General features: G+C 76.1%; 8 protein-coding genes. 6 read left to right on the top strand and 2 right to left on the bottom strand.

Annotation, left to right across the window (positions count from 1 at the left end):
• Positions 1-530 precede the first annotated feature (530 nt).
• Both ACWD4P_RS36805 and ACWD4P_RS36800 read left to right on the top strand, forming a co-directional pair.
• Positions 531-1,298, top strand: a complete 768-nt coding sequence (locus tag ACWD4P_RS36805; protein WP_449782635.1) for an SDR family NAD(P)-dependent oxidoreductase — start codon at positions 531-533, stop codon at positions 1,296-1,298.
• A gap of 118 nt (positions 1,299-1,416) precedes the next feature.
• Positions 1,417-2,025, top strand: coding sequence for a TIGR03086 family metal-binding protein (locus tag ACWD4P_RS36800; protein WP_449782634.1), 609 nt, complete (start codon positions 1,417-1,419; stop codon positions 2,023-2,025).
• Between the two features lie 125 nt (positions 2,026-2,150).
• Here ACWD4P_RS36800 and ACWD4P_RS36795 read toward each other — a convergent pair whose 3' ends face one another.
• Both ACWD4P_RS36795 and ACWD4P_RS36790 read right to left on the bottom strand, forming a co-directional pair.
• Entirely contained in the window at positions 2,151-2,618 is a 468-nt protein-coding gene (locus ACWD4P_RS36795; RefSeq protein WP_359825027.1) for a (2Fe-2S)-binding protein, read from the bottom strand.
• Between the two features lie 70 nt (positions 2,619-2,688).
• On the bottom strand, positions 2,689-5,037 hold the full coding sequence (locus ACWD4P_RS36790) for a xanthine dehydrogenase family protein molybdopterin-binding subunit (protein WP_359825030.1): 2,349 nt from the start codon (positions 5,035-5,037) through the stop codon (positions 2,689-2,691).
• A 449-nt stretch (positions 5,038-5,486) separates the two neighbouring features.
• On the opposite strand from ACWD4P_RS36790, the gene ACWD4P_RS36785 reads away from it, so the two are divergent.
• The 4 genes from ACWD4P_RS36785 to ACWD4P_RS36770 all read left to right on the top strand — a co-directional run bounded on the left by ACWD4P_RS36785 (position 5,487) and on the right by ACWD4P_RS36770 (position 10,127).
• On the top strand, positions 5,487-6,776 hold the full coding sequence (locus tag ACWD4P_RS36785) for an MFS transporter (RefSeq protein ID WP_449782633.1): 1,290 nt from the start codon (positions 5,487-5,489) through the stop codon (positions 6,774-6,776).
• 166 nt (positions 6,777-6,942) lie between these two features.
• Positions 6,943-7,731: a Mut7-C RNAse domain-containing protein gene (locus ACWD4P_RS36780; RefSeq protein ID WP_359825034.1), complete on the top strand. Its 789-nt coding sequence runs from the start codon at positions 6,943-6,945 to the stop codon at positions 7,729-7,731.
• 93 nt (positions 7,732-7,824) lie between these two features.
• Entirely contained in the window at positions 7,825-8,250 is a 426-nt protein-coding gene (locus ACWD4P_RS36775; protein ID WP_449782632.1) for a cupin domain-containing protein, read from the top strand.
• Positions 8,247-10,127 (top strand): CocE/NonD family hydrolase, encoded by a 1,881-nt coding sequence (locus ACWD4P_RS36770; RefSeq protein WP_449782631.1) that lies wholly within the window; start codon positions 8,247-8,249, stop codon positions 10,125-10,127. The genes ACWD4P_RS36775 and ACWD4P_RS36770 overlap by 4 nt, the downstream gene beginning before the upstream one ends.
• Positions 10,128-10,264: the final 137 nt, after the last annotated feature.

Genomic DNA, 10,264 nt, shown 5'->3' with positions numbered 1-10,264 from the left:
GCATACGCGCGCGCCGGGGCCCGCCAGCCCCGGGCGGCGCGAGCCCGCGCCCCCCCCCGCCCGGGGTGGCCGCTCGACCCGTTCGGGGCCCCCCGGGGCGCCAGAGGCCCGTCAACGGCCCGTCAACGATCCGTCACGGGCCCGTCAAGGGGTGTTTCCCCGGCGTTCCGGGAGGGCGCCGGGGCCGGCACCGTCCGGCACCCGGGCCGGCGGGCCCGGCCGCTCCCCGGCGGGCCCGGCCCGTGGCGCGTCCGGGGCTCCGGCGTCCGGCGCTCCCGGGCTGCGGACGGAAGGCCGCGCCGGAGCCGACCCGGCGGCCGGCGTGCACCGCGGCGGGTGGAAGCGCGCCGGCCCGCCGAGTGCCCCGGTCGCGCCGTGGCCCGTCCGGGGTGCGCGCCGGGGTGCGGGAGTTCCGCGAGGGGTGGTTGAACGTTGAACGCAACGTCCGAATACCGCCGGAGGTTTGAAACGCCCCGGGCCAGGATCGAGTCATGTCCGCGATCGGAACGAGGAGTTCTGGAGATATGGCGATGAACAGTGCGGTGGTGCGCGACGGCCTCGGTGGCCTCGGCGGCAAGGTGGCCCTGGTGACCGGCGGCAGCCGGGGGATCGGCGCGGCGGTCGCGCTTCGGCTGGCCGAGGACGGCGCCGACGTGGTGCTGACCTACCAGGGCGGTGCGGAGCGCGCCGAGGAGGTCGCGGCCAAGATCACCGCGATGGGGCGCAGCGGCTGGGCCGTACGGGCGGACAGCGCCGACCCGGAGGCGGTGCGGGGCGTGGTCGAGGCCGTCGTCGAGCGGTTCGGGCGGCTGGACGTCCTGGTGAACAACGCGGGCGTCGGTGTGCTCGGCCCGATCGGCGAGCTCACGCTGGAGGACGTCGACCGGGTGCTGGAGGTGAACGTCCGCGCGCCCTTCCTGTACGCCCGGGCGGCCTCCGCCCACCTGGCCGACGGCGGGCGGATCGTCACCGTCGGCAGCTGCATCGCCCAGCGCGTCGCCTTCCCCGGTGCCACGCTGTACGCGACCAGCAAGGCCGCGCTGATCGGCCTGACCAAGGCGCTGGCCCGGGAGCTCGGGCCGCGCGGGATCACCGCCAACCTGGTGCACCCCGGGCCGATCGACACCGACATGAACCCGGTCGACGGCCCCGCGGCGGAGCTGCAGAGCGGGCTCACCGCGCTCGGCCGCTTCGGCACCGGCGCGGAGGTCGCGGCCGCCGTCGCCTACCTGGCGGGCGAGGACGGCCGGTACGTCAGCGGCGCCGAGCTGGCGGTGGACGGCGGCTTCGCCGCCTGACGCCGGAGGGCACGGGTCACGGGTGCGGTGTCGTGCCGGGCGGAGGTCGGCGCCCGCGCTTACGATCGCCCGGCACGACACCCGCTCCCGCACCGGGACCAGTACCGAGAGGTGTGCCATGACCGCAGCGGAAGACCCGATCGGGCTGCTCGCCCGCGCCCTCGCCCAGACCGCCGGGCTGATCGACGGCACCGGCGTCGAGCTGGCCGGCCACCCGACACCCTGCCGCTCCTGGGACGTCCGCGACCTGGTCAGCCACCTCCTGTACGACCTGCGGCAGTTCACCGTGCGGGCGAAGGGCGCGCAGCCGGACTGGTCGCAGCCCTTCGACCGGGTCGAGGAGGACTGGCTGCACGCCTTCGAGGCCGGGGCGGAGGAGCTGGCCGACGCCTGGCGCGCGGCCGGGGACCTCTCCGGCACTGTGGAGGTGCCCGGCGCGGGCACCGTCCCGGCGCGCTTCCCGGTGGACCAGCAGACCGCCGAATTCGCCGTCCACGCCTGGGACTTGGCGCACGCCACCGGCCAGTCGACCGAGGGCCTGGACCACGAGGTCGCGCTGGCCGCGCTGGCCTGGGCCGAGGGGGCGCTCAAACCCGAGTACCGCGGCGCCGAGGAGGAGCACCACGCCTTCGGCCCCGCCGTCGCCGTCCCCGAGGACGCCCCGGCGTACGACCGGCTCGCGGCCTTCTTCGGCCGTGACCCGGCGGCGGACCCGACGGGCGGCTGACGGCTCCGTGCGGACCCCGGCTCCGTGCGGACCGGCACGCAGGGCGGACCCGGGCGTCGGGCGGACCCGGTCGGCGCGGGCGCGCCCCGGGTGCCCCGGGCCGACGCCGAGGCGCCCGGGCCCGATCAGGGCTTGGCGGTCTGCCGGGCGGCGGCCTGCTTGATGGCCTCGCGGATGCGCGGGTAGGTGCCGCAGCGGCAGATGTTCTGGATCTGGTCGATGTCCGCGTCCGTCGGGTTCAGGGTGCGGCGCAGCAGGGCGACGGCGGTCATGATCTGGCCCGGCTGGCAGAAGCCGCACTGGGCGACGTCGCAGGCGAGCCAGGCCTCCTGGACCGGGTGGAGGACCTCGCCGTCGGCCAGGCCCTCGATGGTGGTGACGGTGTGGCCCTCGCAGTCCTTGACGGAGCGGGTGCAGGGCTGGAACTCCTGGCCGTCCAGATGGCTGGTGCAGGCGCGGCAGACGCCCACCCCGCAGCCGTACTTGGGGCCGGTGACGCCGAGCTTGTCGCGCAGCACCCAGAGCAGCGACATGTCGTCCGGGGCCTCGACGGTGACGGGCCGACCGTTGAGGACGAAGGTGTGGGTGGGCATGGGGGTCGGGATTCCTCAGCTGGTGGTCGGAGGGCCGGCCGCCGGAAGGGCCGGTGGTGGGGAGGCCGGTTCAGAAGGCGATCGGGAAGGAGCGCGGGCTGGTGCCGGTCGCGCGGGCGTAGGCGTTGGCGACGGCGGCGGAGGCGGCCGGGACGCCCAGTTCGCCCGCGCCGCCGGGCGGTCCGCTCGGCGGCATCAGGTGGATCTCGACCACCGGCGGGGTGTGCCGCTGCCGGGCGTAGTGGAAGTCACCGTAACTGCCTTCCCGGAAGGCTCCGTTGTCCAGGTGGTTGCCGGCCTGGAGGATCACCGAGATGCCGTCGACCAGCGTGCCGGTGAGCTGGGCCTCCAGGCCCTTGGGGTTGATCACCCGGCCGACGTCGGCGACGACGACGGCCTTGGTGACCCGGGGGTCGGCGCGGTCGGTGGCGTCCAGTTCGACCAGGTAGGCGACGCAGGCGCTGTGCTCGTCGTGGTACCCGATGCCCTGGGCCTGGCCGGGGGGCATCGGGCGGCCCCAGTCGCCGCGCCGGGCGAGCTCGTCCAGCACCGCCCGTCCGGCCGCGCTGCGCATCCGGTCGCGGCGGAAGGCGAGTTCGTCCTGGCCCATCCGGCGGGCGAGTTCGTCCATCATGATCTCGTCGGAGACCCGGACGGTGCCCGAGTAGACCGAGCGCCAGCTGCCGGTGTGCAGCTCCAGCGGTACCTCGGCGAGCAGTTGGGTGGGCACCCCGACGTCGTACGGGATCTTCTCGGTGAGCAGGAAGAACAGCTCGGAGGCGGTGATCCCGGCCAGCGGGAGGTTGTAGCCCGCGGCGGTGAACATGTCGCCGAGGCCGTGGCCGAGGTCGGTCCGGACGCTGGCCACGTGGTGCTCCCAGCTGAACACCTGGCCGAGGCCGTAGGTGGCCCGGATGACGTGGTGGCTGGCGGGGCGCACCCGGCCGTGGCGCATGTCGTCGTTGCGGGTCCACATCAGCTTGACCGGGCGGCCCGCGGCCTTGGAGACCTGGGCGGCCTCCAGGGCGGCGTCGAAGAACAGCCGGCGGCCGAAGGAGCCGCCGCCGCGCACCACGTGGACGGTGACGGCGTTCTGCGGCAGCCCGAGTTCGGCGGCGATGGTGCCCTGGGCGAGGATCGGGCTCTGGGCGGCGAACCACAGCTCGGCCCGGTTCGGCCGGACGTCGGCGACGGCGGTGAGCACCTCCATCGGGGCGTGGTTGACGAAGGCGAAGTCGAACTCCGCCTCCACCCGGTGGGAGAGCAGCGGCGGCGGCAGGGACGGCAGGTGGGCGGCGCGCAGCTTGGACCGCACGTCGGCGTCGGACAGGCCGGCGACCGGACCGGGGTTCCAGGTGGTGCGCAGGGCGTCGCGGGCCTTGAGCGCCTGGTCGAAGGTCTCGGCGAGGACGGCGACCCCGGACGGGATCCGCACCACGCCGAGGACTCCGGGCATGGCGCGGGCGGCGGAGGCGTCCAGGGACTTGAGGGTGCCGTTGACGGTGGTCGGGCGGGCGACCACGGTGGGTACGGCGCCCGGGATCTGCAGGTCCCCGGCGTACGTGGCGCGGCCGGTGACGATGTCCCGGGCGTCGATCCGGCCGGTGGGCCGGCCCACCAGGCGCAGCTGTTCGGGGGTCTTGGGGGTGGCCGGCACGGCGGGTGCGGCGACGCCGGCCGCCTCGGCGGCGAGGTCGCCGTAGCCGAGGCGGCGGCCGTCGGGGGCGAGGACGGCGGAGTCTGCGGTGCGCAGGGTGGTCGCGGGAACGTTCCAGCGCTTGGCGGCGGCGGTCACCAGCCGGGCTCGGGCGGCTGCGGCCGCGGCGCGCACCGGGTCGTACAGCGAGCGGATCGAGTTGGAGCCACCGGTCAGCTGGTTGAAGAGCAGTTCGGGGCGGGAGTCGGAGAGCGGGACGTCGACGTCGGAGAGCCGGGCGTCGAGCTCCTCGGCGACGATCATGGCGATCGCGGTGGTGAGGCCCTGGCCGACCTCCAGTCGCGGCAGGTGGAGCACGGCGCGGCCGGCGGCGGTGACTTCGAGGACCAGCAGGTGGGCGGTCGGCAGCCCGGCGATGATCATCGCGTCGCCGAGGTCGACGATGTCCGGGATGCCGGGCAGTCCGATCAGCTGCTGGGGCAGGGCGGTCTCACGGACCGGGAGGGCGGCCGCGGCGGGGGCCGGTACGGGAACCGGCACGGCCTGTGCGGTGGCGGGTGCGGCGGTGTCGGCGGCGAGGCGGGCACCGACGGTGAGGGTGGGCGCGGCCAGCAGGTAGGTGAGGAAGCGCCGCCGGCGAGTGAGGTCCGGGGGCGCGCTGGAGGTGCTGATGGGGGGCCACCCTTCGAACCGGGGACGGCGACGGAACGGGCGGGCTGGGCGGCCCCGGCCCGCTGCCGGATCGCGAACGCCGTTGAGCATAAAAGGGTGCTACTGACGGGTCAACACGGTCAAAGTTGGCCCCTGGTCTGCCCGATCGCGGTTCCGCGGCGGCCGGCGGGGGCGGATTCGGAGCGGGTACGGACGGCGCTTCGCGGGCGCGGGCAAGGTTGGGCGGGGCCGCCCCGGAACGGTTCGCGGACGCCAACTGGCCTCCCTCGCACGAGGGTTCAGGGGTCGGTCGGTGGTGCGGCGGCCCGCCGGATTGGCCCAGGAAATTCCTTGATCACTGGACCGTTCCCCTGGGCCGCTTCCTCCGTAGGGTGGGGGAGCACCGGAACCGGAGGCCGGGGAGACCGGCTCCGCGCACCGCCCGTCCGGCGGTCGCGGGCAGGGGTGACGGTCCGTGAACACGTTTACGCAGCCGGACGCGTGCGGGTGACCGCCGGTCCGGGACGCGGATGACTCCCGCGCACGAACGGAGGAGGGGCATGCCCACCGAACGAGCCGCCCGCTGGGGCGCGCTGCCGCCCGCCGGGCCCCAGCGGACCCTCGCGGCCGCCCAGTTGGCCGCCGCCGTGGGCGACGGCGCGTACTACACCTGCTCCGCCCTCTACTTCACCCGCGTGGTCGGGATGTCACCGACCGCCCTCGGGCTCGGACTCACCCTCGCCTGGGCGCTCGGCTCGCTCGCCGGCGTCCCGCTCGGCCACCTCGCCGACCGGCGCGGACCGCGCCGCACCTCGGTGGCGCTCGCGCTCGGCACCGCGGCCGTGGTCGCCGCCCTCCTGGTGATCCGCTCCTACCCGCTGTTCCTGCTCGCGGTCTGCCTCTACGCCACCGCGCAGTCCGGGCTGAGCGCCGCCCGGCAGGCCCTGGTCGCCGCCCTGGTGCCGCCCGCCGGGCGAACCGCGCTGCTCGCCCACATCCAGTCGACCCTCAACGGAGGACTGGCCGTCGGCGCGGCGATCGGCGGCATCGCGCTCGGCGTCGGTACCCGCGCCGCCTACCTGGCCGCCTTCGCCGTCACCGCGCTCGGCTTCCTGACCGGCGCGCTGGTCCTGCGGCGGCTGCCCGAAGCCCCGCCCGCGGCAGGGCCGTCCGACGCCGGTCCGCGCCTGGCCGTGCTGCGCGACCGCCGGTACGCCGCCGTCACCGCGGTCAACGCCGTGCTGCTGCTGCGGATGCCGCTGCTCAGCCTGATCATCCCGCTCTGGATCGCCGCGCGCGCCCCCGGGATCGGCTGGCTCGGCTCGGCGCTGTTCGTGCTCAACACCCTCGCGGTGCTGGCCTTCCAGGTGCGGGCGGCCCGCGGCGTCACCGGACTGGAGCCGGCGGCCCGGGCGGTCCGCTCCGCCGGACTGCTGCTGCTCGGCTCCTGCGCCGTCTTCGGACTGTCCGCGCTGTCCGTGCCGGTCTGGGCGGTCGCCGTCCTGCTGGTCGCGGCCTCCGTCCTGCAGGTGGCCGGGGAGATGCGGCAGTCGGCCGGCAGCTGGCAGATCGCCTTCGACCTCGCCCCGCCCGGGCGGATCGGCCAGTACCAGGGCTTCTTCGGCACCGGTGTCGCCGTCGCCCGCACCCTCGGGCCGCTGCTGCTCACCACCCTGCTGCTGGACGGGGGCCTCGCGGGCTGGCTGGTCCTCGGCGGCGTCTTCCTCGCGGCGGGGTGCGCGACGGGGCCGGTCGCCCGCTGGGCGGCCCGGGACCGCGGCCGACCGGTGTCGGAGGCACCGCCGGTGCCGCCCGTGCCTCCCCTGCCGGTGGCGGTGGCGGACGCCTGACCCCGGACCTCCCGACCGGGCCCGGGGGAGCGGGCCGCGGGCCGACCCGACGGACGAGGCAGCGGCCCGAGCCGAGGAGCGGCCCGGAGGCAACCCGGCACACCCCCGGAAGAGGGGGCAGGTAACCCGGTGGTCCCGGCCCGCCGCCCGCTGGCATGCTGGCCATGTGGACCGACCTCAGATTCATCTCGACTTCGCCCCTGAGCTGCACCTCTTCGTCTCCGCGCCCCGGAGGGCGGGCCGCAGCATGCTGCGCACCGACGGCACCTCCACCCTCGGCCACGTCGTCGAGTCCCTGGGCGTCCCGCTCACCGAGGTCGGCGCCCTGCTGGTGGACGGCCGGGCCGTGCCCGACACCCACGTGCCGGCCGACGGCGAGGAGATCGCCGTCCGGGCCGTGACCAGGCCGCAGCCCTCGCCCGTCCCGGTGCGCTTCCTGCTGGACGTCCACCTCGGCACCCTCGCCCGCCGGCTGCGCCTGCTCGGCGTGGACACCGCCTACGAGAACCCCGACATCGGCGACGCCGCACTGGCCGCCCGCTCCGCCGCCGAACAGCGGATCCTGCTCTCCCGCGACCGCGGTCTGCTGCGCCGCCGCGAACTGTGGGCCGGCGCCTACGTCTACAGCCACCGCCCCGTCGAGCAACTGCGCGACGTGCTCTCCCGCTTCGCGCCGCCGCTCGCCCCCTGGACCCGCTGCACCACCTGCAACGGCCCCCTGCGTCCCGCCACCAAGACCTCGGTGCGCGAACAGCTGCGGGACGGCACCGAGCGCTCCTACGACGCCTTCGCCCAGTGCGAGGACTGCGGCCAGGCCTACTGGCGCGGCGCCCACCACGCCCGGCTGGAGGCGATCGTCACCGAGGCGGTGCGGGACTTCGGGCCCGGCCCGGCCGGCGCACCGGGCCTGGAGTCCGGGAAGGGCCAGGGTCGGATCGGGGTCGTCTCGGGGTAACCCGCCCTGGCGGCCGGCCGGGCGACCGTGGTCCCATCGGCGGTGGGGGACGAGACCACGCTACTCACTCGGATGAGAGAGGCAGGTCGTCGGATGAGCAACCAGGTCGGGCAGCAGCCCTTCCGCACCGCGGAGGCGGGTGACGCCCCCGTGGTGACCGCCCCGGACGGGGCCGAGGTGCGCCCACTGCTGGAGCTGACGGGGTGCGGGAGCCTCGCGGACTTCGTCCTCGCCCCCGGGCAGGTCACCCGCGCGGTGTCGCACGCCACCGTGCAGGAACTGTGGCGGGTCACCGCGGGCAGCGGCCGGCTCTGGCGCCGCCAGGGCGGGCGCGAGGAGACCGTCCGGCTCGCGGCCGGCACGGCGGTGTCGATACCGCTGGGAACCGCGTTCCAGTTCCGGGCGGACGAGGACTCCGCCGGCCCGCTGCGGATCACCGCCGTCACCATGCCGCCCTGGCCCGGGACGGACGACGAGGCACGCCCGGAGGAAGGCCCCTGGAAGGCGACCGTCCGATGAGGCGGGGCGTGCTGCGCCGCCCGCTGGCGGCGCTGGTCACGGCCGCCGCCGGGCTCGGCCTGTCCGTCGCCCCGGCCGCCGCCGCGGTGCCCGCCGGACCGGGCGGGCCCGCCGAGCCGACCCTGCGGTCGCGCTACGTCACCATGCCGGACGGGGTCCGCCTCGCCGTCGACGTCCACCTGCCGCAGGGCACCCGGGCCGGCGCCGACCTGCCCACCGTCCTGTCCACCCAGCGCTACTGGCGGGCCAGGGTCCGCACCGGCGAGCCCGTCCCACCCGGCGGCGCCGGCGGCGAGGCCGAGCGGTGGACCTCCCGCGGGTACGCCTTCGTCGTCGCCGACCTGCGCGGCACCGGCGCCTCCTTCGGCACCCTCACCTCCGAACTCGGCGCCGACCTGACCGCCGACAGCGGCCCGCTCAGCGACTGGATCGCCGCGCAGCCCTGGTCCAACGGCCGGGTCGGCACCACCGGCATCTCCTACGGCGGCGACACCGCGATGCTCGCCACCTCCCTCGGCAACCACCACATCACCGCCGCCGCCCCGATCTCCTACGACTTCGACCCGTACGAGGACCTGGTGCGCCCCGGCGGCGTGCTCATCGAACCGCGGATCGCCCGGTACGGGCTGCTGCTGCGCGTCCTCGACCGGGCCGGCGGGACCACCTGCGAGACCGACGAGAAGACCCGCGCGCTCTGCGCGGACTTCGGCCTCACCGGCCTCCAGCCCCGGCCGGTCGACGGACCCGACGGCCAGGCCCTGCTCGCCGCCGCGCGCGCCGAGCACGCGAACAACGCCAACCTCGTCGACATGGCGCGCACCGGCGCCCACCGCGACTACCGGGACGGCCCGAAGAGCTGGACGGTCGGCAGCGTCGGCGAGCGGACCGACGCCGTCGAAGCCGGCCGGGTGCCCGTCCTGACCCGGGCCGGCTGGCTCGACGCCGGAACCGCCAACGGCGTGCTCTCCCAGTTCACCGGCCTGTCCAACACCCAGGACTCCTGGATCGGCCCGTGGAACCACGGCGCCGGCTCGCTCGCCGACCCGTTCCGCCCGCCCCGCCCGCTCACCGCGCGGGAGCACGCCGAGAACGACCAGCGGGTGGTCGACTTCTTCGACCGCTACGTCCGGGGCTCCGCCCGCCCCGACGGCCGACGGCAGGTGCACTACTACACGTTCAACGAGGACGTCTGGCGCACCACCACCCGCTGGCCGGTCCCCGGCACCCGCACCCAGCGCTTCCCGCTCGGCGCTGGCGGCACGCTCGCCGCCCGGGCGGACGGCCACCGGGGCTCCGACCCGCTGACCCTCGACCCGACCGCGGGCACCGGCCCGCTGGACCGCTGGAACACCAACCTCACCGGCGACGAGGTCAGTTACCCCGACCGTGCCGCCGTCGACGCCAGACTGCTCGGCTACACCAGCGCACCGCTCACCGCCGACACCCGGGTCACCGGCAACGGCAAGGTCACCCTCGACGTCACCGGACTCGAGGGCTCGGCGCGCGGCGCCCTGCACGTCTACCTGGAGGACGTCGCGCCCGACGGCCGGGTCACCTACCTGACGGAGGGCCAACTGGCCCTGGAGGACAGGGCGGTGGCCGACCGTCGGGACAATCCGGACTGGCGGCGGCTGCGCACGCCGCGCAGCTACGCGGCCGAGGACGCCGAGGACCTCCCGCAGGGCCGCGCCCAGCGGGTCACCGTCGACCTCCAGCCCGTCTCGGTGCTGTTCCGCTCCGGTGACCGGATCCGGCTCACCGTCGCCGCCGCCAACCCCGACTCCTTCGAGCTGCTCCCGGCCGACGGCCGGGCGAGCTACCGGATCGGCTGGGGCGGCGACCGGGGCTCGGCGCTGGAACTGCCGGTCGTGCGCTGAGGCCCGCCGTACCCGCCGGGATCCGCGGCAACGCGGGGATCCCGGCGGGTACGGGCGCCGCGGGCGGGGGGGGGGGGGGCCGGGCCCGCCCCCCGCCCCGACCCCCCGCCCCGACGCCGGGACCGGCCGCCCCCGCC

It is taken from the genome of Kitasatospora sp. NPDC002543 (assembly GCF_053594915.1).
This window is presented reverse-complemented; position numbering and strand designations above follow the sequence as displayed.